The sequence below is a fragment of the Bradyrhizobium sp. SBR1B genome, from assembly GCF_014198205.1.
Classification (GTDB): Bacteria; Pseudomonadota; Alphaproteobacteria; order Rhizobiales; family Xanthobacteraceae; genus Bradyrhizobium.
In genome coordinates, this window is record NZ_JACIHC010000003.1 from 222,986 (window position 1) to 248,634 (window position 25,649).

Consider the following 25,649-nt stretch of genomic DNA (forward strand, 5'->3'; position numbering starts at 1 on the left):
ATAAGTTCCGGGGTCGCCGGTTCCGCCCTAAAAAGCTGAGTTGCTCTCGCCCGATGTCCACTTGCGGCTTCACAGGCGACTTCAACGGTGACGCGTTCGCGCCGCCGTTTTGCCCGCTCGCGGTCATCTCAATTGGCGCAAGACTAGCCGCCCGGAGGCGGCTAGTCTTTGATCTTCGCTTCTTCTGCTTACTTCTTGAGGGCGTCAGCGGCGTCCCGCGCCGCATCCTTCACGTCCCCCGCGGCGTTGTGGGCGGATCCCTTGGCCTTATCGATCTTGCCTTCGGCTTCCATGTCCTTGTCGCCAGTGAGCTTGCCGGCACCTTCTTTGATGGCGCCTATTGCCTTGTCGGCGGCGCCCTTCACATGTTCGCGGTCCATGTTCGTATCCTTTGCTGTCCGGAAGATCAGCACAACGAAAGTGTTGCGCAGGGGTTCCTCGCAGAACAAAGCACGGTGTTTTCAACGAACACTCTGAACGTGGCCCTTGGCCGAGCAAGCTGGGGCGTTCGCAATGTCGGCTATTGGCGGCAGGACCGGACGCGCGGCCATGCATGTCCCAATCGCCTCAAGCGCTGACGATCAGCCGCCGCTGCAACGACGAATGCAGACCGGATGCCCGCCATCGAATTCACAACGGCCGAAAAGCCCGTGAATCGCTCGTTTTTCAGGTACCTCCTTGCAGGCGCTGCGGATATTCTGCGGTGAGCCAGCCGACCGGTTCTGGCAGCCTTTCCGAGCAGCGATGTTACAGGACACGACCGATCTGGTTGCCATGGCCGAGGCATTGAGCCGGTCGGCCGACTACCGGGTGCTGCGACGCCTCGTCGCCCGACCGACCTACGTCCCGACCGCAGGGCAGGAGGTCAGGAGCGGCATTCTGCTCGACACCGAGACCACCGGTCTCGATCACGCCAAGGATGAGATCATCGAGCTTGGGATGGTCAAATTCGACTACGCGGCGGACGGACGGATCGTCGGTGTCCGCGACACCTTCTCCGCATTCAACGAGCCGGGCGCGCCGATCTCCGCGGAGGTAACGGCACTCACGGGCATCACCGATGAGATGGTGGCCGGCCGCAGATTCGACGACGCGGCCATCACGGCCTTCGCCGGGGACGCGGTCATCGTCATCGCGCACAACAGCGGCTTCGACAGGAGGTTCGCCGAACGCTACTGGCCCGTGTTCGAGCACAAGGCCTGGGGCTGCAGCAGAGTGAGATCGACTGGCGCAAACACGGCTTCGCGGGCTCGCAGCTTGGCTATCTGCTGAACGGAGCCGGTTTCTTCCACCAGGCGCACCGCGCGGTCGACGACTGCCATGCTCTGCTGGAAGTTCTCGCCTTCGAATTGCCGACGACCGGATCGCCGGCGCTGGCGCTCTTGCTGGAGACCGCCCGCAAAGCGACCTTGCGGGTTTGGGCGGAGCAGACCGCATTCGAGCTCAAGGACTCGCTGAAGCGGCGCGGCTATCGTTGGAATGACGGAAGCGACGGGCGACCCAAGTCCTGGTACATCGACGTCGACGAGACCGCCCTCGACGACGAGATCGCGTTTCTGCGGACCCAGATCTACATGCGGGACGTCGAGCCCAGCGTGCAAAGGCTGACCGCCTTCACCCGTTTCTCCGGCCGCATCTAAGGCGGCCCTGCTGACTTACCGGGCGAGACGCTTCTCGACGCGCTTGCGGCTGTTGCCGACCTTCTTGACAGCCTTCTTCACGGCCGATGCCGAGTGGCCGGTCTTCTTGGCTTCGTACCGGACTTCGTAGTCCTGTCCCTTGGCCACGCGTGCCCGGTCCTGCTTGCGTCCTCGCGCGGTCTTCTTCTTCGCTGCCGCCATCGGCTCCTCCTCTTGCGAACTGATGGCGATGCAACGCCGCAAGGATTCGCCGGTTCCGGAAACGAATCCTGCCATCCCGGCTTGAGTCCGTGAGTTGTTGCGTTGGAGTTAGTTGCGTGGCGTTTCAGCGGCGTAAACCGGCGGCGATCGGCGTCAAGGCGCCGTTCCTCGGCTTCGTAGAACCGGCCTTGGCATCATCGATCGAGAAGGTGCCGTCCGGAGCGCGATGGATTCACGAAATCAAGTTCGATGGCTACCGCGTCCAGGTCCATCTGGCGAACGAAGCCGTGAAGGTCTTCACCCGCCGCGGTCACGACTGGACAAACCGCTTCAAGAAGGTCGCCGACGACGCCTGGCACATCAAGGCCGGGTCGGCGATCGTGGACGGCGAAATCGTGGTCCCCGCCGCGGACGGCACCACGGACTTCTCGGTCCTTCAGAACGAACTGAAAGGCAGGTCGACCAGCATCGTACTGCTCGCCTTCGATCTCCTGTACCTGAACGGCCGCGACCTCCGGAAGCTGCCGCTCTTCCAGCGCAAGACCGAACTCAAGAAGATCATCGACGGTACCGAAATTCAGTTCAGCGAAAGCTTCGAGCTTGAGGGCCGCGAGATGTTCGAGCACGCCTGCAAGATCGGCCTGGAGGGCGTTGTCTCGAAGGTACGCGACAGCGAGTACGCCAGCGGCCGCGGCAAAAACTGGGTCAAAAAGACGTGCGCGCAGCGCGAGACCCTGACGATCGCCGGTTTCGCGCTCGACGAAGGCAAGTGGGATGGCATCTATCTCGGTCGGCGCAAGGGGGACGACCTGGTCTACGCCGGCAAGGTCGACCACGGCTTCGATAAGGTCTCCGCAGCCGACCTGCAAAGGCGACTAAAGCCGCTGATCCGGAAGACGCAGCCGTACGCGAAGCGGATCGCCCGCAAGGGCATCTGGGTCGAGCCGAAGCTGCTTGCCGAGGTTGAGTACCGCGCCAAGTCGGCCGAAGGAAAGGTCCGGCATCCGTTCTTCAAGGGACTGCGAGAAGATCTTTGATTTGGTGTCGAAGAGCCGCTGCGCTTCGATCTGCCGCGGCTGCTGCTGCTTGGTCGGTCTAGATAGCCCGGCGGCTTCTACCTGCCGCCAGCCCATAGACGAACAGTACGATGATCGCGCCGACGACGGCGCCGACCAGCCCCGCTCCTTCGCCGGGCCGATACCAGCCGAGCGCCTGACCGAGATAGGTCGCCACGAACGCTCCCACGATTCCAAGGATCGTGGTCAGAATGAAACCGGTCGGCTCGTTGTCGCCGGGCATGATGAATTTCGCGATGACCCCTGCGATGAAACCGATGATGATCGTCCAGATGATGCCCATGTTTTCCTCCAAGTGCGCGTTGCGTTAGCCAGCCGACGGTGAAGGAAGGCGTCCTTCGGGCGTGTATTTGTCCACGGCAGTCGGCAGCTCGCGGGACAAGCGGTCGAGTATCTCCTGCTGCGACAGTCCGGTCTGCTGTTCCAGCTTTTGAAGCACGTCAGGACCGATCGCCTGCTTGAGCTCGGGCGGGGTGACCTCCCGGTTCGGGCCCTGATTGATCCATGATTGGGCCGCGTCACCTTGGCCGTTCTGCTTAAAGTGCTCCAGCAATTCGCCGATCCCGCCGTTGAGCAGCGAACCCACGCCACCACTGCCGACCAAGCCGCCTAAATTGCCGAGCATGCCGCTCAGCGAGTCCTTGTTGCCTTCCGCGGGCTGGCCCGAGGTCGCGTTGCGAAACATCTCCGCCAACTTGTCCCGATTCTGGTAGCCGGCGAGAGCGAGCATGCCCAAGAGGGCGGTCATCGATGGCATTCCGCGGTTCATTTTCCGCTCCTGTATTCGATCGTTGTCGCGTGCAAAAAAGGCGGCCCGCCTTGGAAGCGGGCCGCCGACCGACTTACCGTACGCCCGTGCCGTAGAGTTGGCGCTCGCGGCGGACCTCGTCCGCCCCGTAAGGTTGCGCCGCCGGATCGTAGCTCTTCCAACCCGACTTTTGCCAAGCCGCGCTGCGATCGCGCAGATTGACGGCGGATTGGTCTAGGATCGCTTCGTACCGCGCACGATCGCCCTCAGGAACGCGGGCCGAAACCATCGTGCCCCCGCGCCTTACGCCTTCGGCATAGAGAGGTGCTTCTTCCTCGGAAACGCCGGCTTGCGTCAGCGCACCGACGACTCCGCCTGTGGCGCCGCCCGCGACCGCGCCAAGCGCCGTCGAGGCGAGCCATCCGGCCGCGACCACCGGACCCAAGCCCGGAATGGCCAGCAGTCCAAGGCCCGCGAGCAGACCGGCTGCGCCGCCGAGACCCGCGCCGACGCCGGCTCCCGTGGCAGCGCCTTCGGCGCGATCGTCGACACCGTCGCGGTCGCGATCGACTTTCTTGTCGGCGCTGTACCAGTTGTCGGAATTGTTCGCGACGATGCTCAAGTCCGAATGCGGCAGACCTGCCGCTTCGAGGCTCGTCACCGCGCGTTGCGCGTCGGAATAGTTGTCGTAGAGACGTGAAATTGTAACGGTCATTTTGAATCCTTGTCTGCGTTCGCTACTGCACTCGGTTACTTGGCCGCGTTGACGTTGCCCTGGAAATCCAGGCTGACGTTCGTCGATGTGCCGCCCTTGCTGGCCTTGCCGCGCCACACGCCGTTGTCGTCCTTCTTCAGGCCCGTGACGTCGGTGTAACCGGCCTGCTCGATCTTCGATTTGGCCTGGCCTTCGGTAAAACTGTTGGCGCCGGAGACCGGCTTGTCGGAATTGTTCTGGCCGGAACTGTTGACCGCGTTGTTGTTCGGACGGTCGGTCGCCGGCGGATTTTGCGCGAACGACGGACCCGTCAAAAGCGAAGCGGCCGTCAGCAGCAGAAGAAGTTTCTTGTTCATGTCGTCCTCCAGTATTGGCCGGGCACAACATATGCTGGGCTCAGAGGTTCCAAGTTTTCCCGGTCCGGATTGACGCAGCAGGGAGGCCGGGATGCAGGCGACATCAGCGCCCGCGTCGATGTACGGGTTCGCAGAATCCATCCCTGCCGATCGAACCGTGAGAGGTAATTGGCGTTTACTGACATCATGTCAGACGCATTCGACTATTTCCGCGCCTATGCCGTCCGGGCTCTTTGCAAGGCGCGAGCGATGCCGAAGGGCCGGATGAAGCACCTGCAGCCGGTGGCCGGCCGGATCTACAATCTCCTCAAGAAGGAGGCCGCCTACGGCCCCAATACGCAGCACCTCGAGGATTTTCGCGCAGCTCAGAAGCTCGACAGCTCTCTCGATCGCCGGCCAGGTGACCGCTCCGGCGCTCGCCTTACTCCGGCGGCGCAGCAAAGTGCAGATCGGGAGGCTCGCTGAATGCCTTCGCTGGACGCTCGCGGTGTGGCAAGTCTCCTGCGAGAGTACGCGCAGCGCACCGCCTTGCGAGGCGGCAATCCCTACCGGGCGAAAGCCTACTCTCGGGCCGCCGACAGCCTAGGGGCTCTTGCCGTTCCTCTGCACGTGCTTGTCGCCGAAGATCGCCTTACTGAGATCCCGGGCGTCGGGGAAGCGATCGCCGACATCGTCGCCAAGCTGCACAAGAGGGGCAGTCATCCCAGCCTCGAAAAGCTGCGGAAGGAGACTCCCGCGGGCGTGCTCGAGATGCTCGCTGTACCCGGCCTTCGTCCGGAGAAGGTGCTGCGCCTGTACAAGGATCTCGGCATCGGCTCGCTCTCGGAGTTGGAGGCTGCCGCCAAGGAGGACCGCATCAAGAAGGCGAAAGGACTCGGCGCCGCGCTGCAGGCCAGGATCCTGCAGAACCTCGCGATCGCCAAAAGCGGAGAAGGCCGCCTCCACCTGCACCGCGCTGCCGCGTTGCTCGCGCATGCGAAGGACTCGATCCGCAAGTCACGCCCCGAACTCAAGCGTGTGACGATCGCCGGCGATTTCCGCCGCGGCTGCGAACTCGTCGGCGATCTCGCGATCGTTGCGGAGGCTGCCAAGCCGGACAAGACATCGACGCCATCGGCCGACGGGCTGCAAATCCGAGTATCCGACCGCAAGCACTTCGGCGCCGCCCTTCTCTTCGCCACCGGCTCCGCCGGCCACATCGAGCAGCTTCAAGCCTTGGCCGCCGAGAAGGGTCTGCGATTACGCGCCGACGGCTTGCACAAGGGCCGCATGCTGATCGCCGGCGAGGAGGCAGACATCTACCAGGCTCTCGGGCTGCCCTTCATCGATCCCGAACTGCGGGAGGGCCGCGGCGAGGTGGAGCTGGCTCTGAAGGGTAAGTTGCCGAAGCTCGTCACCGATAAGGACCTGCGCGGAATCCTACACTGCCACACCGATGCCTCGGACGGCACCGAGACGCTGGAGACCATGGCTAAGGCCACGCGCCAGCGGGGCTTCGAGTATTTCGGCGTGGCGGACCATTCCAAGTCTGCCCACTATGCCGGTGGTCTCTCCGTTGAGGAGATCGCGCAGCAGCACCGGGAAGCCGATCGACTGAACAAGCGCTTCGGCGAGGACTTCCGGATCCTCAAGGGTATCGAGTCCGACATCCTGGGCGATGGGTCGCTCGACTATGACGACGACGTTCTCAAGCGCTTCGATTTCGTGGTCGCCAGCATCCATGGGCGCTTCAAGCTGGATCGCAAGGCACAGACGCAGCGCTTGCTTCGGGCTATTTCCGACCCTAACACCACCATCATCGGCCACATGACCGGTCGGCAGCTGCAGCGGCGGCCGGGTTACGAAATCGACGTCGAGAAAGTGCTGCGGGCCTGCGCCAAGCACGACGTCGTGGTCGAGATCAACGCCCACCCATGGCGGCTCGACCTGGACTGGCGTTGGCACCAGGCGGCGATGGAATTTGGCTGCATGCTGAGCATCAATCCGGACGCCCACTCGGTTCCAGAGCTCGACCACATGCACTGGGGCGTCGAGATGGCCCGCAAGGGCGGCGTCCCCGCCGGCCGGGTCCTGAACGCGATGACGCTCTCAGAGATCACCCGCTACTTCCGCCAAAAGCGGCGCTCGCTCGCGCGCGCCGCTTGATGCCGCAGAAACAAGATTTGTCGCTGCTGGGAAGGGTGGTGGCGGTCGCCGCCGATCGCGGGCACCACTTCAGCAAACCAACTCAGGAGCGCATAATCCTGGTTGAAGGCCACGGCGTCGAAGGCGACGCCCACGCCGGCGCGTTCGTCCGGCACCGCTATTTGGCACGCCGCAGGCCCCGCCTGTCCAATCTCCGGCAGGTCCACCTAATCCCATCCGAACTCTTCCCGTCTCTCCTCGAAGCTGGCTTCGAGGTTGGCGCCGGCGACCTCGGCGAGAACGTCACCACCGCCGGATTGGACCTCGAACGGATGCCGCTCGGGACCCTGATCGAGCTCGGGCCGTCCGCGGTCGTCGAGCTGACGGGCCTCCGGACGCCCTGCGTCCTTATCGACCGCTTCCGGGCAGGCCTTAAGCGGCAGGTGCTCTCGTCGGCGGAAACGGGCCCTGCGTTCAAATCCGGGGTGCTGGCCGTGGTCCGGGCCGGGGGACCGGTCGTGGCCGGCGACAGCGCGCGGGTTCGCCTTCCATCCTCCTCATTTCGGCCTTTGCCGGCCCTATAGAGAGCCCCTGCCATGGCCCGAAAATCGACCTTGCCTCTTCGCCTGCAGCCGATGCTGGCCACGCTGACGGATGCGCCGTTCGACGACCCAGATTGGGTCTTCGAGGACAAATTCGATGGTTTTCGTATGGTCGCGGAAATCCGGCGTGGTCGGGTCGCGCTCTACAGCCGCAATGGGAAAATCATCAGCCATTCCTATGTCGAGGTTGCGAAAGCACTTGAGGGCGTGAAGGCGGATGCTGTGATCGATGGCGAACTCGTCGCGATCGGCAAGGACGGCGCATCCCATTTCCAACTGCTCCAGAATGCCCTGCGCCATGAGGCAAAGCTCTTGTACTTCGCGTTCGACCTCATGTTCGCGGACGGCGAGGATCTGCGCGCGCTGCCGCTCCTCGAGCGCAAGCAGCGGCTAAAGGCCATCCTGCCGCGCCACAAGCTGATCGCGTTCAGCAACCACCGCAAAAGCAAAGGAATGAAGTTCTTCACAGAAGCCGAGCAGAGACATCTCGAAGGCATCATGGCCAAGCGCGCGGACAGCCCGTACGCCTCCGGACGCCGGACTGCTGACTGGCTGAAGGTGAAGACCGCACAGCGGCAGGAGGTCGTGGTCGCCGGCTTCACGGCACCTAGGCGAACCAGGCCCTTTTTCGGCGCGCTCGTCCTGGCAGTGCGCGAAAACGATGGGTGGCGGTACATCGGCCACGTCGGCACCGGCTTCAGTCACCAGGTTCTCGAGGAGCTTCACGGCAAGCTCCTGAGGCTCAAGACGGCCAAGTCGCCCTTTCCCACCAAGGTGAAGGATGAGCGGGTCACGACTTGGGTGCGTCCCAGGTGGGTCGCGGAAGTGAAGTTCGCGGAGTGGACCAGCAAGGGCGAACTGCGCCAGCCGGTCTATCTCGGCCTGCGCACCGACAAAAATCCCAAGGACGTCGTTCGCGAAAAGAGCTGGTCGCGGGAATAATGCCGTCGAGACGAAGCGATCGACCTGTTCAGCCGGCGGCTCGCTCGGATGCAGAAGGCCACGGCGGCAGGGGCGGTAACCCGAGAGCCTTGCGCACAGGGCCGAACGACTTCCGGTGAGCTGCGCATGCGCCAAGCCTGGCGAGCGCCTCATAGTGAGCCGGCACCGGGTAGCCCTTGTGATCCGCGAAGCCATAGCCGGGGTGGCGGACGTCGAGCGTCCGCATGACCGTGTCGCGCTCGACTTTCGCGACGATGGAGGCGGCCGCGATGCTGGCGGACTTGGCGTCGCCTTTGATGATGGCCTGCTGAGCGATGTCGATGTCCTTCAACCGCTTCGCATCGATGAGCAAGTGCTGCGGCGTCAATCCCAGCCCCCGAACCGCACGCTGCATGGCCTGGATGCCGGCCCAATAGATGTTGATCGCGTCGATCTCTTCGACCTCCACGAACGCCACACACCAACTCTCCGCCTTCGCCTTGATCTCCTTCGCGAGTTCTTCGCGAGCCGCGGCGTCGAGTTTCTTCGAGTCGTCGATCCCGACTATCCGCGTGCCGGGTTTCAGGATAACTGCGCCCGCGGACACTGGCCCCGCAAGAGGGCTCATTCCGGCCTCGTCCACGCCTGCCACGACATGATGGCCGCTTTCCCAGAGAGCGGTCTCGAAGCGGAGCATCTTGCGGAGGCGCTGCCCTTCGGACCTGTTTTCGAAGCGCCTTTTATCGATGGATGCCAGGATGGCACGTGCTCCCGCGCGGTCGTCAGCCCGTAGGATCTGCTCGACGCTGGCCTCGAGTGGTCGTTTCTCGACGACATAGCGCTGACGCAACACATGGAGCGGGGACATAGCGGCCTTCGCACAGACTAATTGGGACGCGTGTCCGTAAACTTTGTGGCGATTGTCTGAAGTTAGGCTTTGCCATCGTCAGCCTGCGCAGCGCCCCGTCGAGAGGAACCCCCGACTCTAGCTTGGGGGCCGGTATTCTGCGCGGCTACTGATCTGCTTCTACGACCCGACGATCTCCGAACGGAACCAACCGCCGTCTTAATTCCTTTAGAAAGGAGTGGAGCCTCAATCCCAGGGTGCTTCCGAGGGACAGGCCCATGCTCCGGGAGACTCGCAACGAAGAACAGGTTCTGGACCGCACCGCCGAGGTCCCGGCCACTATTGCGGAAGAAGGGCTTCGTTACGTCAGCGACTCCACGCCCGGTTACACCCGCAAGCGGACGGGGACTACCTTCAGCTACTACGATAAGGACGGCAAGCGCATCACCGATGCCGCCGTCATCCGGCGCATCAAGTCCATCGGTATCCCGCCGGCCTATGAATCCGTCTGGATCTGCCCCTCGGCGAACGGCCACATCCAGGCGACCGGGCTCGATGCTCGGGGGCGCAAGCAGTACCGCTACCACGCGAAATGGCGCGAGCTGCGCGACCAGAACAAGTACGAACACATCGTCCAGTTCGCAGCCGCGCTGCCCGCGCTGCGCGACCGTGTCGCGGCCGACATGAAATTGGAAGGCCTACCCCGCGAGAAGGTTCTGGCCACGATCGTCAGTCTTCTGGAGAAGACTTTGATCCGGGTCGGCAACGCCGAGTATGCCGAGAAAAACAAGTCCTACGGACTCACCACGATGCGACGAAAGCACGTTGCGGTGGGCCGCGGCGTCCTTCGGTTCGACTTCACGGGCAAATCGGGCAAACAGTGGAAACTTCGCGTCGAGGACAAGCGGATTGCCGCCATCGTGAAGCGCTGCGCGGAGATCCCAGGACATGAGCTCTTCAAGTACCTGGACGACGACGGGCAGCCGCGTACCGTCGATTCCGGCGACGTCAATGCCTACATCAAGGACATCACAGGCGAGGACTTCAGCGCAAAGGATTTCCGGACTTGGGCGGGGACGGTTCTGGCGGCGTTGGCGCTGACCGAGTTCAAGAAGTACGACAGCCAGGCCGAGGCGAAGCGTAACGTCGTCGCCGCGATCGAGAGCGTCTCGAAGCAGCTCGGCAACACGCCGGCAATCTGCCGCAAGTGCTACGTGCACCCTGAAGTCCTGAACGCCTACATGTCCGGTGACCTCGTGAGGATGATCGAAGCCAAGATCGCTCGGAATTTCAAGCGCCAGTACGCCAAGCTCACGCCGGACGAGATCATGGTTCTGGCGTTTCTGCGCAAGCGTCTCGATTCTCTGAAGGCCCCCGCCTAGTCCCGCGATCGGTTCCTAGACGCCGGCGAAATGGTCCAAACCGCCGTATGCTTGATCTCGGTGTCTTCTAGGTCGCGGGTCACCGGTACGCGATAGTCGGCGAGTCGGACAAGCTTTGCCTTCGGAAGGAAACAGCGCCCGGGGTCGCCGATCAAGATGGTCGCGCCGGCGCGCGCATGGTCGGCCAGAAATGCGAAGGCACGCGCCGCGGTGTCCCGCTCATAAAAAATGTCGCCCGCGAGGATGGTCTGCCATCGGTCATTCGGTTGGGTGTCCAGCACGTCCTTGCCGCACGACGTGAGGTGGACCTGGTTGACCTCCGCATTGAGTTCGGCCGCCGCTATCGCGAAAGCGTCAATGTCGGACACGGTCACCCCGAGCGCGCCAGCTTTCATCGCCGCGATGCCGACGAGTCCGGAGCCGGAAGCGATGTCGAGCACGCGCCGGCCCCGCACGCTATCGGGATGATCGAGCACGTAGCGCGCCAGCGCTTGGCCGCCCGCCCAGGCAAAGGCCCAGAAGGGCGGGGGAAGGCCGGCCTCGTTCAGCTCGTTCTCGGTCTTCTGCCAGAGCGGCAAGGATTCATCGGCGAGGAAGACCGCGATTTCCGGCACCAGCGGTACCGACCGGAGCCGAGTGTTGGCACGGATGAAGGATTGCGGGTCGGCAATGGTCTGGGCTGTCAAGGCGGGCCGTCGTTGTCTCGTCCCCCTGATGACTAGCACGAACCGTCTCGCACCGCGAAGACGGACGCAGAGCGGCTGCAAATTCCACTTGGAAAGATCGCGAATGAGCCGGCTCGGGAGCCAGCGAACCGACGGGCGTCCAAAAATGAGCTGAGCTTGGGGGCGCCTTGGGATCCGCTCCTACAATCCTCGATCGCCCCGAGTTTACCCGAGATTTACGGCCGAATCGGCCCGTCAGGTGGTACACTGCGGTGGTCACAAATCGCGGCCGGGCTTTCCGGGAATCCTTGTTTTTCGGCGAATTTCGCGCATCCGAGCCATAGGGGATGGGAGTCCCACTCTCTCCGCCAGTCAATCCTATAGTTTGTTGACGAGGCTTCGCCGATCAGAACGGCAACTTGCGCCCGTCATCCCAGATCGGCGGGCCGCAGCCTTCCGATTCTTCGCCTTGCCGGTCGCCGGGATCGACGAGCTTGATGCGCAGCCGGCGCAAGGTTCGCCTTGCCTCGTCGATCGAGAAGCCGCGAGCCTTCAGGTCGTCGAGAGCCCTGCGGATCAGGTCGTAGTCGAGGCTGGTCAGCCGGTCGCTCCACGACGAGGTCGCCAGCGCCACAGCGAGCGACATTCCTACCTCGCTGACCGTCGGAGCCTTGCGCCTGTCCATCTCCGAGCGCCACCTAGCTGTCCGGAGGCGCTGGCGCGCCTTGCGGACTTCGAGAGGCTGCCGTCGAGGAGCCTTCACGAACCTGGAGTCCGGCCTGTCCGGGTCTCGCTGGAAATACGCTGCGCGGGCCGAATCCATCTCCCCGATCCGGTCGACATCCTCCTGGGTCAGTCTGCGTCTGATCGTTGCCATCGTTACCTCCTCGTCCCCGAACGGGTCGACCAATCGGCTGCGCCACGCTTATCCCGGCCAGCTCAGCAAGAATCAACAGATCGAAGAATCGTGGGGCCGGAGGCTCCGCATCGGCGCGCCGCAGGCTCTGCGATCCGAGCCCGGAGGTCTTCGACGATCAGGATGAAGATGAAATCATGGAGTCGGAGGCCCCGAGGCTATGCCACAGCTGACCGGAGCACGGGATTCTTGATCGACCGGTGGACGGTCTTGACGCCGGAGGCCATGAAGGCTGCGAGGAGCGATCCCGGCTGACGGGCCTGCGTCCCGGCGCGGACTTCGGAGGGCCGCAGGCGCCTACGCTTCGCGTGCTCGACGCGGCTGAGCGCGTCGACCATGAAGTCGTCGGGGTCGAACTCGTCAGCGGTCGTTCCGAGGATGTCGGCAGGCTCAAGATCGATGGTTTTGTCCGGGATTGCCGGGGCTGATGCCTCCGGCGGGTCGGACTTCACGGCGAAGACAGTCGCTTCGGCCTGGCCGGGGACCAGGATATCAGCAGGAAAGAGAGGGTTACTCCGAAACAGCGCCCTTAATTCCACGGGCTTGCCCGCATTGATCTTCGGCGCGAGCATCCTTGATTTTGCGAGCGAATAGGCCGCATCGAAATGGCGCGCGACGGTCTTGGCGCAGCGGATCCCCTTGGCAGTGATGCCGGCGACGGTCGGCTCGCGGCCGCAGAGCATATCGAGACGCATGGACTCGGCGAGGAGCTCGACGGTCTTCTCGATGCGCACCGGCCCGGAGAACTCGCCGCCGACGGCGTAGCGCTCCTTGAGCGTCATGACCGGCTCGATCAGATGAGCCGCGGCGCCACGGCGCCTGCCCTTCTTATCCATCTTGCTGGGGTCGAAGGTCTCGGCCGTGTGCTTGGCGACGCGCACGATCAAGGCGGCCAGCTTCGCGGCCTGCTCTGCGGTAGGGCGCAGTGCTGCGGTCAGCGGATCGGTTATCGACTTCGCGATCTGGCCGGCGAAGGCCTTACGGTCGGCGAGCTTCGCCCTGCCGGCGTTGTGGATCTCCTTCGCCATGGCGAAGCCGGCCTCGCGGACGCACGGAAACCAGCCACCGCTCTCTTCGCCCAGGGCTGCGGCTTCCATCGCGCCGGCGACGAGGCCCGGAAGCGGCTTGTTCGGAACGAACGTGCCGCCGACGGCCTCGAACCATTCCTGCAGGTCCGGCATCCGCTCGGGCTGGACGATCCGGCTCTCGACGAGCCAGCTCAGCGGGTTCTTGCCCGAGAACGGGTGGCAGTTGCCGCCGCGGTCGCCGCCGAACACCTCTTGCGTCTTGACGATGACGGACCGCAGCTTGTCGTGCTGGCTCTTCTCGGAGTGCGGCCAGACCGCAGAGCCTTCCGGCAGGAGAAAAAACAAATGCGGGCGCAGCACCTGGCCGGGGCGGCGGTCGTCCGGGATCCAGCAGACGATGTGCGGAGCGCACGGGAGATCGTGCTCACGGACGACGTGATCGATCCAGGCGCGGAATTCTTCGTAGTCCTTGAAGCTTCGGTCGATATCGATGCGCCACATGTCGAAGCAGACGGCGCAGAAGAATACGTAGATCCTGTCGAGCGCGAACACCTTCTTAGAATGGCGCCAGCAGCCGTCCTTGCGATTGCCGGCGAGCAGGTTGCGGCGGTAGGCCCGGCCGCAGCTCGCGGCGAACCGCTTGTAGTGGTGATGGAGTGAGCTCTTGAATCCCTTCTTCTGGAACGGCGCGCGGTAGCATCCCGAGGTGCCGACCTCGCCGCCCTTCCATTCAAAGGCGCCTACGGCGTTGCGCGTCGACTCCTCGGCGCTGCGCTTCGCGAAGAAATGCGCCTGCTCGACGTCGTAGGCCAACTTGATCTGCTCCGGCGTGGCGTAGCCCTGACGGATCGCCTTGTCGGCGGCCTCGAACTCGCGCTGCTTGTCGGCCCGCAGCTCGTCAACCGTCATGCCGCGGTCGGAGGCCTCCTTGATCTCGCGGTCGGCGTCCCTCCGGGCGCGGGCCTCGCGGAGCTGGCCGCGGGCCTCGGCGACCTCGTCGGAGCGGGCCTCGAAGTCGGAGGCGCTGCGCTTCTTAGGGTCGCGCTTCTCGGTGCCGGGCCCGCTCCTGCGAGGACCGGGGACGCGCTTCGGCTTCTTGAGGGCCTTGGCGGCGTCGACGATGCCGGCGACCACCTCGTCCGGCGTCGGGCCGGCCTCCGGGCGGTCCGGAAACTCGAAGCTGGCGAATCCTGCGACATGGCGAACGAAATCGGCGCCCGCCGAGGCGTGCGTCATGTCGAAGGACTCGAAATCGGGTGCGATACCAGTGTCCATGCGAGCTAGCCAGGGAACACCATAGACCGAACGCCCGCAAGACGTAAAGACATCTTCGTGCGCCGCTCGCGAATCCTTGCTTAGGGGGTCGAAGTCGACCACGGAGGCCTCGGAGCCACGGTCGGAACGCGCGGACGAGTCCGGACCCGGACTCGTCTCCTGGTCCGGGCCACGTTTCTAGACTCGAATTGTTGGGCAGCGACGTTTCTAGTCTAGGAACGTCGATATGGTGGCATCCGCGAGGGGTGCGCGAAACGTCAACCGACTGTAACGGCCTCGATTTCTCGAACGACAATTCGAGTCTTGTAATATCAAGATCTCGAATTGTGGTGGCGCCTACTTGCGCTTGAGGCGGTGCGAGTTGTCGATGGGCGCGTCGGCCGGATCGGTCGCCTCGCCGTCCTGTTCGAGGTGGCCACCCACCGGCGCCGGCCAGTAGGATTCAGGCTCCTCGAACCAATCGCGCGGCGGCGCCATGCCGAACAGCAGTTCGTGAGCTGTGGAAAACCTCTGCCATCTGTCGGCGGTCCGCAGCGGATCCTTGCTTCTCAGGTCGTACGGCGTCGGCCCGGGCTTGATGCGGCCCATGGCGTCGAGCTGCGGGTTGCGAGGGTCGGCGGTCAGCCACCTGATGAGGAGGCGCTCGATGTAGTGCGACCTGGAGACGCCGGACTCGTCGGCCCGCAGCGACAGCAGCTTGAGCAGGTCGTCGTGGGCCCGTAGCGTGATGCGCTCCGAGCGGTTCTCGCCGTCGTCGCGGGCGGACGGCCCGGGCTTGCGGCGCAGCTTCCTGTTCTTTGGGAATCCGGTAACCATGATATGGTCGAATCCTTGCTTTTAGAGCATCTTTGTGCGTACAAAGATATCCAATGGTGGCAACTCGGCACAGGTGATACATGGCTTCAAAGGATTCGTCGAGGGGCAAGAAGCGCAGCAGCCACGCCGACCTGCTGCGTCTGATCGCCGAGGACCGCGCCGAGGGCGGCCGGCGGCCGCCGCCGACGTCGGGGCATCCTGCGCTGTCTTTGTTGCTCGTCGGACGCTGGGACGACGCATTCGGAATCCTGCATCAGCTCTCCGAGGAGGTCATCGGCGCCGAGCGCGCGCAGCGCTTGCTCGACAAGTGCGGCGACCGCGTCGCCGTGCAGGAGGGGATCCGCGAAACCATCGAGGCGCTCTACGCGCGCGGCACCCGGGAGGCCGGCGAGCTGGCGCTGGCCTGGTCCATGATGACATGCCGGCCGAGCTATCCGCCGCGCTTCAGGTCCGTCTTGCCGCAGCTTCAGTATGCGCTCGACCAGGCCGATCTCGATGCCAACGACGACGGCGACTGCCGCGACCGGCTGCGTATCTGGTGGGCCGCCGGCGCCGGCGAGTACATCCAGGAGAAGCGCTCGCCGTTCGCGCTGGCTGCGGCCGTGCTCGCGGGTGAGATCGTGAAGGAATCCGCCCTGCAGCCGACGTTCGAACCGGTCGACGTGCCGAAGTGGTTTCGGACGGCGTATCCGGGCCCGACGCTGACTGTGATGCCGGCTGAACGCAGCACCAAGCTGAACAACCACAATCGTCCGTTCCAGGATATCATCGACAAGCCGCTCCCTCTCGTCCTCGCCCGCGGCCTGGCGGAGGCGCGCAAGCGCCTGTCGTATGAGTTTCCGCATGCGTCCGCGGCGCTCGGCGTGCTGTTCAAGGATCTGCGCGAGGGCGAGCCCATCAGATTGAAACCGACGATCCTGTTGGGTAGCCCCGGGTGCGGCAAAAGCCGCCTGGTGCGCCGGTTCGCGAAGGCCATCGGCCTGCAGAACGTGCAGCGCTTCGACGGCGCCAGCGCCGCCGACGGTCACTTCGGTGGCACGTCTAAGGCCTGGTCGAATACGGAGGCCTCGGTGCCGGCACGCGCGGTGTTGGCGTCGCGCACCGCGAACCCGCTTGTGTTCGTCGACGAGATCGACAAGGCGACCAGGCCGGGCTCGCAGAATGGATCCTTGATGACGGCGATGGCGCCGTTCCTGGAGCGGGAGACGGCCGCGCGCTATCGCGACCAGAGCCTGGATGCCGAGCTCGACCTGTCCGCCTGCAGCTACATCTGCACGGCGAACGACGTCACGGCATTGCCGGATTATCTGAAGGATCGCTTCCGCATCGTTCGCGTGCCGGCGCCGACGCTCGTCGACCTGCCGCTGCTCGCGGCATCGATCGTCGACTCCATGCTGTTCGAGGAAGGCGACGAGTGGGCCGGCACGGTGGCGCCGTTCGCCCCCGACGAGCTGACCGTCATGGCGAAGGCCTGGGCCCCCTCGGGCTTCTCCATCCGCAAGCTGCAGAAGATCGTCGCCGCGACCCTCGAGGCGCGTGACGCTTGCTCCATGAGGCACTGATGTCGAACACCGGATGGAAAGAAGACCTGGCGCGCGATATCGAGGCCTACGGGCTTGGCGAGGAGCCGTCGGCGTTCGAGCAGCTCCGCGCGCCGACCATCGAGCAGTGGGCGACCGAGGTCCGGCGGGTCGGCAAGGAGTTCAAGCTCGTCATCACGGGCCAGGCGCGGAAGCACCCTGACTACGACGACGGCGAGGACGTCTGCACCGCGGCGATCCACTGGTTCGACCGGAAGGGCCGGTTCGCGCGTTCGACGCACCGGCTCTACATGCTCGGCGAGCAGCGCGGCGACGAGATCGGAATCGACGGGATCACCGAATGAAGCCGGAAATGGAGCGCCTACTGGAGCGTCTGCAGACCGGCTGGCGACCGCTCCCGGACGAGATCGACATGCGCGTCCGCCAGCACCGGATCTTCGATTGGAGCTTCGCGCCCTCGTTTTCGCTGCCGGAGGCGGTTATCGTCGGCCGGCCGGAGAGCCGGCAGGGCGTGATCCGGACGGACGTCATCTTGTGGGTCGACTCCGACCTGTCGTGGGCCCTCTGCGAGGATGGATTCTGGTGGCTCTTGGGAAGCTAACTCGACTTAGCTTCCCATCCCGTTTCTGTCGCTCGTCGCCGTCCGAAAATTTTTCAGCAACCTGCGCAGATTGCGCTTCGTCCTTGTCGAGGCGCGAGCGATGATTCCTGTCATCCCAGGCGAACGAACCAGGGCAGAGCGGCGATAATAGCGGGATGGCCTTCGGGACCCGCACCGCGGTTCAAGTAGGCGAGCTCGACGCGGATCGAGACGACGGGTTGTGGGTGACCCAGTAGGCGGAACCCTCGATGTTTCAGGCGGAGGCGCGTGAGCACGATTGAGTGCATCGAGATCTCGGAATCGATCCCGCGCCCCGCCGCCCGCGCCTGGAGTAGCTATGTCAGAGCACTACGATGTCCACATCGACGACAATCACGGCGTCGTCGTCATCGACCTGGACACCGGTCGCCGCCTGAGCGGGACCGCTAACAACCCGCTGATCGCGGTCCAGATGGTCGGCGTCCTGATCCAAGACCACCGCGAGCGGCGCGAGGCCGATCAAGGAGACACCTGATGCCCGCCTTCACCCGACGCCAACTTCTCTCCGGCGCCGCCGCCACGGCGGCAGTAGCAGCCATGCCTCCCGCTGCGATCGCAGAGGTCGTCTTGTCGGGGTCGCTCGAACTTCGCGACGATCGCCGCGTCTGAGGGCGACTGCTGGATCGACCAGGAGACCTCGATCGTCTGGCAGAAGATCGACGGCGAATGGTGCAGCGTCGGCTACGCAGGCATGGAGAGCGCATGATGAACGCCCTCCTCATCCTCGCCGGCCTCGCCGCCGTATCCTTCATCCAGAACGCGGCTTTCACCGCCGTCAGCCGCTCGCGCAACTCCGGCGACGTGGCGCATCACGCGAAGTGGTCGGTCGCCTCGAACGGCGTCTGGTTCGTGAGGCAGATACTGATCTACTCGAGCGTCTGGAAGGCGATCGAGACCGGCTCTTACGGCCTCATCGCCGCGGCCGGCGTCGTCTACGTCGCGAGCACGACGGCCGGGAGCTGCTGGATGATGGCGAAGATGCTGCGGTCGGAGACCGGGAAGCAGATGGTGGGAGCAAGGTGATGAAGCCGAAATTTTTTTCTCAAAGCGGCGAGCCGATGACGCCCGATCAGCGGCGCGAATGGGGCCGCAAGCGCGTCGATGAAGCGAGAGCCGAGGGCGCAACCTTTCACCGACTCTCCGTGCACCCGGACCTTCCTGACCTGGTCTTGCACGAAGGGTGGATCGCCAAACCAGAAGATCAGGGCGAGCGCGACTTCCATCTCGTTCTCGCCGACCCCGTCACCTGAAATCAGGCCAGCACCCGTCCTCTTCGTGACGCCCGGTCCTTTGAGCGCAGCCGTCGCCGAGCAGGCGGACTGCGACCAGCTTCCATAGCGAGTTGCCGTCGTACCTCCGCAGCGCCTCCTCCCGACTGATCGCGACGACACGGAAGCACTTCAGGCACTCGACGCGCAGCTCCGAGGACCTGATCTCCGCGAGAGTGCGATCGGCGCGCGGTTTGTTCGTCGCGGCCCTGGGATCCGCCAGCACGCTCGCCCACCAGGCGTCCTCGTCGTCGACGCCGGCGCGGCGCCTCTGGTTCTCGGCCAGGCGCCTCGCCGTCTCTTCGATCCGAGCCTGCTTTGCGGTCGGAAACCGCCATTCTGCACAACGTCGTCCGGCCATACGCGAGAACGCAGCCGCAGCTTGGTCACCCAAACGCTGCACGCCTCAGGAATCCTTCGCCATGGCCGACCCCGTCGAGCAGCAACCCGTTGACGAGGCCGCCGAGCTGGAGGTCGGGGCCGCGCAGGCGATCGAGGCGTGCGGCGGCGACTTGATGCAGACGATCAAGGCGCTGATCTCGCCAATTCGCTGCTCGAGCAGGAGCTGGCCGACGTCTACGCCAAGGCCTCGCACGGCTTCTTGCGCGGGCGCCGCGTGCCGAAGCGCAAGGACTAGAACGGAGAGTGAAATCGCGGAAGCGACCTCAATGAAATCAATGGCCCAGATGATACTTTCCTATTACGGCGGCCGGATTCACGGACGCGGACGCGGCGTCCATTCGGGGATCTCGATGATGAGATCCGGAGTGAATCCTGGATTCATAGCCCAGGCGGTCCCGTGTGGATTGCAGACTATGCGAGTCCCGTCGCCGGCGCCGTCGACGACCTGGCCCCCGTCGCCAACAGTATAATCATGGCTGTCGTGGACGTGCCCATGGACCCATAGCGAGGGCTTGTACTCCTCGATGATGGCGGACAGATCGCTGATGAAGCTGGAGTTGATCGCTCCGTCGTCGGCGTAGCGTTCGTGCAGCGAGCCCGGATGAGGCGCATGATGCGTGATCACCACGGTCGGTCCCGGATGCTCCTCTGATAGGCGGGCGGTGAGCCAGCGCCGTTCGGCGACATGGCGCTTGTAGGCTTCCAGAGGAGTGAACGGTGCCGGGAATTCCGCGCCTGGCGTGGTCCTGATGGACTTGTGGTCGTTGATCCACCGGCCGGCACGGATTCCTTCCGCCTGGCTTTCCGCTTCGAACCTGTAGTCGGTCCAGAGCGTGCAGCCGAGGAAGCGGACGCCGTCGATCACCGGCACCGCGTCGGCGTCCAGGAAAGTCACGTTGGTGGGGCGCGTCCTGTTCCTGATTACAGCGGCAGCATCTTGGAGCACGCTTCCGTAATATTCGTGGTTGCCTGCGACGAACAGCACCGGTTTGCCCCACAGGCCGCGCTGGTTGGTCAGCCAGCTCGTCACTCTGTGCGCGTGATGCACGTCGCCGGCGAAGATCGCCACGTCGAAGTCGAGGTTCTCCGGAACGGTGTAGCCGTGGTCCCACGCCTCGATGTGCAGGTCGGATGCAATGAAGAGTTTCATGCACCGACGATCGCCGCTGCGGCTGCAAGAGGCAACGCGATCTTCGCGCACTTTTCCCCCTGCGTGCCCCCGGGGGCGCCAAGCGTCTTCTCGCGAAGGATCGCCAAGCTGTTTAGTTGAAGGATTTGAAGGGGATGCTTGGTGGGCGCACCAGGGCTCGAACCTGGGACCCGCTGATTAAGAGTCAGCTGCTCTACCAACTGAGCTATGCGCCCGAAAGGCGGTTAGTGCCTTGCGAGGTCGGTCGTTTAGCAAAGCGATCCGGGTCTGGCAAGCGATGCAATGAAGGTTTTTCCACAGTCCCCAGGAAGCGAAAAGCCGCTGGATTCCAGCGGCTTCTCCAGGGTTAATCGTCGCAGAATCCCGCCCCGTTCAGAGCCGGCCCTCGCGATCCCGGTCGGGGCCGCCGTCGCGGTCGAAACGGTCACGATGGAAGTGCTCCATGCCGCGCTCCATCATGCGGTCCATGCCGCGTTCCATGAAGTGGCGGTGCGGGCCGTCTTCGCCGCCGCCGAACGGGCCGCGGTGGCGGGTCAGCACGGCGAGGCGCCGCTTCTGGCCCTCGTCCAGGGTCTTGTAGAGGGGGTCTGCGGCATCGGCGATCTTCTTCAGGGCCGCCGAGGTCGCGCCCATGTCCTCGGCGCGCTGGCGCAGGCGGGCGACCGGATCCTCCGGCCTGTCGGCGTCCTTGCCGGCATCGCCGGGGCCGGCATTCATCCGCGCATTGGCGCGGTCGATGCGCAGCTTGGCGAATTCGCGCACGGCAGCCTCGACCGGCGGCCACAGCTTCTCCTGGTCGGCGTTGAGCCTCAAGCCGGCATGGACGGCGGCGATCCGCGCGTCGACAAAAGCGGCGCGGTCTTCCGGGTTCATGCGGATGTGGCGGATGTGCTCCATCCACGGGCGGTGATATTGCGCATAGACCGCGCCCGAGCCGGCGATGCTGAGCACGGCGATGGCGGCGATGGTGAACTTTTTCATCCGGACCTCCTCTGGAAGGATGTCCATGAAGATGGGCGCGACGCCGCTGACACGCAACTTACAACTTGGACAGGAAGCGGGCCCTTGCCAGGATTGTAACGCCCGATTTTACCTCCAGCCGCAATCGGAAATCATTCGCAACAAAAAGGCTTCCGTGCAGGCTGCACGGAAGCCTTCGTTCATCGTTCGAAACGATCAGTTCGTCGTGCTCAGTTCGTGGTGCTCTTGGCCTCTTTAAGGAATTCGTCGATCAGCGGCTGGCCGACGCGGCCGGCGGCGTCCTTGTAGACCGGCTCCATCGCCTTGCGCATCGCCTCGTCCTGCTCGGCCGTGAGCTTGATGATCTCGCTCTTGCCGCTCTTCTTGATCTCGGCGAGCGCGTCGTCGTTTTCCTTCTGCGACTGCGCGTTGCTGAAGTCGGTCGCTTCCTTCATCGCCTTGGTGAGCGGGTCGCGGATGTCGGCCGGCAGATCGTCCCAGAACTTCTTGTTCACGATCACGACGTAGCCGATGTAGCCGTGATTGGTCTCGGTGATGTACTTCTGCACCTCGTGCATCTTCTGGGTATAGATGTTCGACCAGGTGTTCTCCTGGCCGTCGACCACGCCGGTCTGGAGCGCCTGGTAGACTTCCGAGAACGCCATCACCTGCGGCAGCGAGCTGAGCGCCTTGAACTGGGCCTGCAGCACGCGCGAGGACTGGATGCGGAACTTGACGCCCTGATAGTCGGCGGGCGCGATCAGCTTCTTGTTGGCGCTCATCTGCTTGAAGCCGTTGTCCCAATAGGCAAGGCCGGTGATGCCCTTGGCGTCCAGCAGCTTGAGCAGCCGCGTGCCGAGCGGGCCTTCCGTCACCTTCCGCAGCGTCTTCAGGTCGGGCAGGATGTAGGGCAGATCGAACACTTCGAACTCGCGAATGCCGAGCGGTCCGAACTTGGAGTTGGACGGCGCCAGCATCTGCACGCTGCCGAGCTGCAGCGCCTCGAGCTCTTCCTTGTCCTTGTACAGCGTCGAGTTCGGATAGACCTCGACCTTGACCTTGCCGCCGGTGTACTTCTCGGCGAGCTCCTTGAACTTCTCCGCCCCCTTGCCCTTCGGCGTGTCGGTGGCGACGACGTGGCTGAACTTGATGATGATCGGCGATTGCGCCGATGCCGGCCCGGCAAGTCCGAGTGCCAGTGCCGCGATGGACGCGGCGATCGCGAAGGTGCGCATAATCTCTCCCTGTTATTATCTAGGCAGCCCGGCGCGCGGGCGGCCAATCCTTGTGCCGACAGCATCAATAGCGGCTGGGAGACGCAGCCGCTATTGGCCCTTAGCAGGGCAGGTATTCATGGTGAATGCTGCACACGCCGCTGCGCCCCCTCGCCCGCTTGCGGGAGAGGGTTGGGAGAGGGTGCCTTCGCAACGGGACAGCCTGTGCCGAGAGAACCCTCACCCGCCACGCACGGGACGATGCTTCGCATCGCCCGGAGCGTGTCGGCCTCTCCCGCAAGCGGGAGAGGCGAAGGCAAGCGGCGTCAGCTCGCTGCAGCCGTCGTCACATTGTCGCGCTGGCGCTTCATGACGATCTTGTTGAGCGCGCCGAGATAGGCCTTGGCCGAGGCCACCAGCGTGTCCGGATCCGCCGCGCGCGCGGTCATCGCGCGTCCCTCCTGCGACAGCCGCACCGACACCTCCGCCTGCGCGTCGGTGCCTTCGGTGACGGCGTGGACCTGATAGAGCTCGAGCTTGGCCTCGTGCGGCACCAGGCGCTTGATGCAGTTGAACACGGCGTCGACCGGACCGTTGCCCTCGGCCTCCTCGATCTTGATCTGGCCGTCGACGTCGAGCTTCATGGTCGCGCGCTGCGGGCCATGGGTGCCGGCGATCACGGTGAGCGAGGTCAACTTGATGCGGTCGTGCGAGGCCGCCATCTCCTCGTCGACCAGCGCCTCGATGTCCTCGTCGTAGATGTCCTTCTTGCGGTCGGCCAGCGCCTTCATCCGCGTGAACGCATCTTCCAGCTGGTTCGGGCCGAGCTTGTAGCCCATCTCCTCCAGCTTGTGCACGAAGGCGTGGCGGCCGGAATGCTTGCCGAGCACCAGCGAGGACTGCTTCAGGCCGACCATTTCGGGCCGCATGATCTCGTAAGTCGAGGCGTCCTTCAGCACGCCGTCCTGGTGGATGCCGCTCTCATGCGCGAACGCATTCCGGCCGACGATCGCCTTATTATACTGCACCGGGAACGAGGTCGCTGCCGACACCACCTTGGAGGCGCGGGTGAGCTGGGTGGTGTCGATCTTGTTCCAGTACGGGAATTTGTCGTTGCGGACATTGATCGCCATCACGATCTCTTCGAGCGCCGCGTTGCCGGCGCGCTCGCCGATGCCGTTGACGGTGCACTCGACCTGGCGCGCGCCGCCGACGATGCCGGCCAGCGAATTCGCCACGGCCATGCCGAGGTCGTTATGGCAGTGCACGGAGAACACGGCCTTGTCCGAGTTCGGCACGCGCTCGATCAGCGTCTTCATGAAGTGGGTGTATTCCTCCGGCACCGTGTAGCCGACGGTATCGGGAATGTTCACCGTGGTGGCGCCGGCCTTGATCACGGCCTCGACGATCCGGCACAGGAAATCCATCTCGCTGCGGGTGCCGTCCTCGGCCGACCATTCGACGTCGTCGATCTGGTTGCGGGCGCGGGCGACCATCGCGACCGAGGTCTCGAGCACTTCTTCCGGCGTCTTGTTCAACTTCACCCGCATGTGCAACGGCGAGGTCGCGATCACGGTGTGGACGCGGCCGCGCTTGGCGAACTTGACCGCCTCGGCGCAGCGGTCGATGTCGGCCGGGTGGGCGCGCGACAGGCCGGCGATGACGGCATTCTTCGAGCGACGGGCGATCTCGCTCACAGCTTCGAAGTCACCTTGCGAGGTAATCGGGAAGCCGGCTTCGATGACGTCGACGCCCATATCGTCCAGCAGCTCGGCGACCTCGAGCTTCTCCTCGAAGGTCATGGTGGCGCCGGGGCACTGCTCGCCGTCGCGCAAGGTGGTGTCGAAAATGATGACGCGGTCCTTGTCGGACTTGTTCGCGGTGGCCATTGCAAATTTCCTTTTGAGCTTTTGCGCCGTCAGTCTGCTGGGCGCTTGAGGTGTCCGGTGATCTCGACCAACCCCTGAGCGCCCAGGCGCGTCGCGCCCAGCCGGCCCTCAGGGGCAAGTAAGAAGGAGGCCGCCAATAAGGAGGGTGGGCAGCAGCGCGGCCGGGATCGTGGCGGCGGCCAGAGCCACCTCCTCCGAAATCCCATCGATTTGGCCGCGAATCAGCATTGCCAGACCCTTTTGAGCCCCAAATCCTCGGTCAAAACCATTGACGGTTGGTTGCCGGGAGGCTCAGTGACCCGTTTCTAGACGAGAAATAGCAGCAACTGCAACGCCAAAAGATGGTCAGGTAGCCTGCCCTGGTTGCGCCGATCTCGTGTCCCGGACGCGTTGTAACGCACTTGCGTTGCTGCGCAGAGCGGGGACCCAGGGCCGACAGGGCATGATCCGGTCCGGCTCTGCAGCGCACCATCGAACGGGAGGATGCTTCGCATCGCCGGGGACGCTGCGCGGCGTCCGGGGCACGAGAGCGCAGCGTGGCGCATGCTTTCCTCACACCGTCATTGCGATGCTCCAATGCAGATCCCAGCAGCAGTGCCGTAGGGTGGGCAAAGGCGCATAGCGCCGTGCCCACGATCTCCGTCCATATTCAACAAGGCGTGGGCACGCTGCGCTTTGCCCACCCTACGAGATCTGGTTTGTGGCACGTAGCTCAAGTTGCAGACGCGGCATCGCGGCCTCGCGGCGCATTTCGCCCGAGCTTTGCTTGATCACTCCACCCTCTCATCCAAGAGGGCGCAGGGAAGGCCGGGTGCCGGCTCGCACCCGCGGTCCGCTGCGCGAAAAGCACACGCAGAAAGAACCGCACAGCAGCATACAGGTGGTGCCGATCACTCGGCCTTCCCTGCGCGATGGCTGGACGGCTTATGCCGTGATCTCCCGGGAGCCGACCATTCCTTTGGCCTCCCTCGCCCCGCGAATTGGATGATGCAGTCTGCCCGGTTGGGCTCGCTCGCATCCCCGCGAAAGGCTTGACCGTGGCAACGACGGCCAGGACCACACGGTTTTGCCGTACGCACGGCCCGCCATTTCGCCGCAGTTTTTCCAGCCCTGTCGACGAAGCCGGAAACTTACAGACGAGACGAAGCCTAGCAGCGCCGTCGTCCGCACGAAGCCTCGGGCTCACAGGGACTACCCGCCCTGCCCGCGCCTCTCGTGCCGACGCTGCCGCGTCCACCGCAAGCCCGGCTCGCGATGCGTGACGACACATGAT

At 64.2% G+C, this 25,649-nt stretch carries 30 protein-coding genes, 1 tRNA gene and 1 pseudogene; 15 read left to right on the forward strand and 17 right to left on the reverse strand.

Translation table 11 applies throughout. The features are described 5' to 3' along the window. Positions 1-188 precede the first annotated feature (188 nt). On the reverse strand, positions 189-380 hold the full coding sequence (locus tag GGD61_RS09425) for a CsbD family protein (RefSeq protein ID WP_183230615.1): 192 nt from the start codon (positions 378-380) through the stop codon (positions 189-191). Positions 381-744: 364 nt separating this feature from the next. On the opposite strand from GGD61_RS09425, the pseudogene GGD61_RS09430 reads away from it, so the two are divergent. Continuing rightward, positions 745-1,640, forward strand: a pseudogene (locus GGD61_RS09430) (3'-5' exonuclease). A gap of 15 nt (positions 1,641-1,655) precedes the next feature. Here GGD61_RS09430 and GGD61_RS09435 read toward each other — a convergent pair. Beyond that, positions 1,656-1,841, reverse strand: coding sequence for a DUF3606 domain-containing protein (locus tag GGD61_RS09435; RefSeq protein WP_183230616.1), 186 nt, complete (start codon positions 1,839-1,841; stop codon positions 1,656-1,658). A gap of 116 nt (positions 1,842-1,957) precedes the next feature. Here GGD61_RS09435 and ligD (GGD61_RS09440) point away from each other — a divergent pair, with 116 nt between their 5' ends. Continuing rightward, on the forward strand, positions 1,958-2,878 hold the full coding sequence (ligD, locus tag GGD61_RS09440; protein ID WP_183230617.1) for a non-homologous end-joining DNA ligase: 921 nt from the start codon (positions 1,958-1,960) through the stop codon (positions 2,876-2,878). A 58-nt stretch (positions 2,879-2,936) separates the two neighbouring features. Here ligD (GGD61_RS09440) and GGD61_RS09445 read toward each other — a convergent pair whose 3' ends face one another. The 4 genes from GGD61_RS09445 to GGD61_RS09460 form a co-directional block, all read right to left on the reverse strand. Further along, positions 2,937-3,200 (reverse strand): GlsB/YeaQ/YmgE family stress response membrane protein, encoded by a 264-nt coding sequence (locus GGD61_RS09445; protein WP_183230618.1) that lies wholly within the window; start codon positions 3,198-3,200, stop codon positions 2,937-2,939. Between the two features lie 24 nt (positions 3,201-3,224). Further along, positions 3,225-3,686, reverse strand: a complete 462-nt coding sequence (locus tag GGD61_RS09450) for a YidB family protein (RefSeq protein ID WP_183230619.1) — start codon at positions 3,684-3,686, stop codon at positions 3,225-3,227. Positions 3,687-3,759: 73 nt separating this feature from the next. Continuing rightward, positions 3,760-4,380 (reverse strand): hypothetical protein, encoded by a 621-nt coding sequence (locus GGD61_RS09455; protein WP_183230620.1) that lies wholly within the window; start codon positions 4,378-4,380, stop codon positions 3,760-3,762. Between the two features lie 35 nt (positions 4,381-4,415). Beyond that, positions 4,416-4,736: a PepSY domain-containing protein gene (locus GGD61_RS09460; RefSeq protein ID WP_075968319.1), complete on the reverse strand. Its 321-nt coding sequence runs from the start codon at positions 4,734-4,736 to the stop codon at positions 4,416-4,418. Between the two features lie 186 nt (positions 4,737-4,922). Between GGD61_RS09460 and GGD61_RS09465 the strand changes: the two genes are divergently transcribed. The 4 genes from GGD61_RS09465 to ligD (GGD61_RS09480) are packed head-to-tail and all read left to right on the forward strand — an operon-like array spanning position 4,923 to position 8,404. Then, positions 4,923-5,201, forward strand: coding sequence for a hypothetical protein (locus GGD61_RS09465; protein WP_183230621.1), 279 nt, complete (start codon positions 4,923-4,925; stop codon positions 5,199-5,201). After that, complete coding sequence (locus tag GGD61_RS09470; protein ID WP_183230622.1) at positions 5,202-6,881, forward strand: DNA polymerase/3'-5' exonuclease PolX; 1,680 nt, start codon at positions 5,202-5,204, stop codon at positions 6,879-6,881. Then, positions 6,881-7,444: an MOSC domain-containing protein gene (locus GGD61_RS09475; protein WP_183230623.1), complete on the forward strand. Its 564-nt coding sequence runs from the start codon at positions 6,881-6,883 to the stop codon at positions 7,442-7,444. Before GGD61_RS09470 ends, GGD61_RS09475 begins: the two co-directional genes overlap by 1 nt. Before the next feature lie 12 nt (positions 7,445-7,456). Beyond that, entirely contained in the window at positions 7,457-8,404 is a 948-nt protein-coding gene (ligD, locus tag GGD61_RS09480) for a non-homologous end-joining DNA ligase (protein ID WP_183230624.1), read from the forward strand. A gap of 28 nt (positions 8,405-8,432) precedes the next feature. Here ligD (GGD61_RS09480) and GGD61_RS09485 read toward each other — a convergent pair whose 3' ends face one another. Then, positions 8,433-9,251 (reverse strand): ribonuclease HII, encoded by an 819-nt coding sequence (locus GGD61_RS09485; protein ID WP_183230625.1) that lies wholly within the window; start codon positions 9,249-9,251, stop codon positions 8,433-8,435. 257 nt (positions 9,252-9,508) lie between these two features. Between GGD61_RS09485 and GGD61_RS09490 the strand changes: the two genes are divergently transcribed. Next, positions 9,509-10,612, forward strand: coding sequence for a DNA topoisomerase IB (locus GGD61_RS09490; RefSeq protein WP_183230626.1), 1,104 nt, complete (start codon positions 9,509-9,511; stop codon positions 10,610-10,612). Here the strand turns inward: GGD61_RS09490 and GGD61_RS09495 are convergent. The 4 genes from GGD61_RS09495 to GGD61_RS09510 form a co-directional block, all read right to left on the reverse strand. Next, positions 10,609-11,298, reverse strand: coding sequence for a methyltransferase (locus GGD61_RS09495; protein ID WP_183230627.1), 690 nt, complete (start codon positions 11,296-11,298; stop codon positions 10,609-10,611). The genes GGD61_RS09490 and GGD61_RS09495 overlap by 4 nt on opposite strands. A gap of 385 nt (positions 11,299-11,683) precedes the next feature. Next, the gene (locus GGD61_RS40440) at positions 11,684-11,923 is read right to left on the reverse strand and encodes a hypothetical protein (RefSeq protein ID WP_246785909.1); all 240 of its coding nucleotides are present in this window, start codon (positions 11,921-11,923) and stop codon (positions 11,684-11,686) included. Between the two features lie 428 nt (positions 11,924-12,351). Continuing rightward, positions 12,352-14,496, reverse strand: coding sequence for a cell envelope integrity protein TolA (locus tag GGD61_RS09505; RefSeq protein WP_183230628.1), 2,145 nt, complete (start codon positions 14,494-14,496; stop codon positions 12,352-12,354). Between the two features lie 336 nt (positions 14,497-14,832). Continuing rightward, positions 14,833-15,312, reverse strand: coding sequence for a ribbon-helix-helix domain-containing protein (locus tag GGD61_RS09510; protein ID WP_183230629.1), 480 nt, complete (start codon positions 15,310-15,312; stop codon positions 14,833-14,835). 80 nt (positions 15,313-15,392) lie between these two features. Between GGD61_RS09510 and GGD61_RS09515 the strand changes: the two genes are divergently transcribed. From GGD61_RS09515 to GGD61_RS09540, 7 genes are all read left to right on the forward strand, one after another. Then, positions 15,393-16,874: an AAA family ATPase gene (locus tag GGD61_RS09515; protein WP_183230630.1), complete on the forward strand. Its 1,482-nt coding sequence runs from the start codon at positions 15,393-15,395 to the stop codon at positions 16,872-16,874. Next, complete coding sequence (locus GGD61_RS09520; RefSeq protein WP_183230631.1) at positions 16,874-17,197, forward strand: hypothetical protein; 324 nt, start codon at positions 16,874-16,876, stop codon at positions 17,195-17,197. Before GGD61_RS09515 ends, GGD61_RS09520 begins: the two co-directional genes overlap by 1 nt. Further along, a complete protein-coding gene (locus tag GGD61_RS09525; RefSeq protein ID WP_183230632.1) occupies positions 17,194-17,454 on the forward strand; it encodes a hypothetical protein in 261 nt (86 codons plus the stop codon). The genes GGD61_RS09520 and GGD61_RS09525 overlap by 4 nt, the downstream gene beginning before the upstream one ends. Before the next feature lie 337 nt (positions 17,455-17,791). Then, positions 17,792-17,968: a hypothetical protein gene (locus GGD61_RS09530; RefSeq protein WP_183230633.1), complete on the forward strand. Its 177-nt coding sequence runs from the start codon at positions 17,792-17,794 to the stop codon at positions 17,966-17,968. After that, positions 17,968-18,102, forward strand: coding sequence for a hypothetical protein (locus tag GGD61_RS41230; RefSeq protein ID WP_283814528.1), 135 nt, complete (start codon positions 17,968-17,970; stop codon positions 18,100-18,102). The genes GGD61_RS09530 and GGD61_RS41230 overlap by 1 nt, the downstream gene beginning before the upstream one ends. 93 nt (positions 18,103-18,195) lie before the next feature. After that, positions 18,196-18,516, forward strand: coding sequence for a hypothetical protein (locus tag GGD61_RS09535; protein ID WP_183230634.1), 321 nt, complete (start codon positions 18,196-18,198; stop codon positions 18,514-18,516). After that, the gene (locus tag GGD61_RS09540; protein ID WP_183230635.1) at positions 18,516-18,743 is read left to right on the forward strand and encodes a hypothetical protein; all 228 of its coding nucleotides are present in this window, start codon (positions 18,516-18,518) and stop codon (positions 18,741-18,743) included. The genes GGD61_RS09535 and GGD61_RS09540 overlap by 1 nt, the downstream gene beginning before the upstream one ends. Here the strand turns inward: GGD61_RS09540 and GGD61_RS09545 are convergent. Beyond that, positions 18,736-19,164 carry a hypothetical protein gene (locus GGD61_RS09545; RefSeq protein ID WP_312012641.1) on the reverse strand — a complete coding sequence of 143 codons (429 nt, stop codon included), beginning with the start codon at positions 19,162-19,164 and terminating at the stop codon, positions 18,736-18,738. The genes GGD61_RS09540 and GGD61_RS09545 overlap by 8 nt on opposite strands. Before the next feature lie 96 nt (positions 19,165-19,260). Here GGD61_RS09545 and GGD61_RS40445 point away from each other — a divergent pair, with 96 nt between their 5' ends. Further along, positions 19,261-19,398: a hypothetical protein gene (locus tag GGD61_RS40445; RefSeq protein WP_246785910.1), complete on the forward strand. Its 138-nt coding sequence runs from the start codon at positions 19,261-19,263 to the stop codon at positions 19,396-19,398. A gap of 78 nt (positions 19,399-19,476) precedes the next feature. Here the strand turns inward: GGD61_RS40445 and GGD61_RS09555 are convergent, their stop codons facing one another. The 5 genes from GGD61_RS09555 to GGD61_RS09575 form a co-directional block, all read right to left on the reverse strand. After that, the gene (locus GGD61_RS09555; RefSeq protein WP_183230636.1) at positions 19,477-20,313 is read right to left on the reverse strand and encodes a metallophosphoesterase; all 837 of its coding nucleotides are present in this window, start codon (positions 20,311-20,313) and stop codon (positions 19,477-19,479) included. Positions 20,314-20,452: 139 nt separating this feature from the next. Continuing rightward, positions 20,453-20,528, reverse strand: a tRNA-Lys gene (locus GGD61_RS09560). A 157-nt stretch (positions 20,529-20,685) separates the two neighbouring features. Next, positions 20,686-21,294: a Spy/CpxP family protein refolding chaperone gene (locus GGD61_RS09565; RefSeq protein WP_177236954.1), complete on the reverse strand. Its 609-nt coding sequence runs from the start codon at positions 21,292-21,294 to the stop codon at positions 20,686-20,688. A gap of 209 nt (positions 21,295-21,503) precedes the next feature. Then, the gene (locus tag GGD61_RS09570; protein WP_183230637.1) at positions 21,504-22,508 is read right to left on the reverse strand and encodes a TRAP transporter substrate-binding protein; all 1,005 of its coding nucleotides are present in this window, start codon (positions 22,506-22,508) and stop codon (positions 21,504-21,506) included. Positions 22,509-22,813: 305 nt separating this feature from the next. Next, complete coding sequence (locus GGD61_RS09575; RefSeq protein WP_018321622.1) at positions 22,814-24,376, reverse strand: 2-isopropylmalate synthase; 1,563 nt, start codon at positions 24,374-24,376, stop codon at positions 22,814-22,816. Positions 24,377-25,649 lie beyond the last annotated feature (1,273 nt).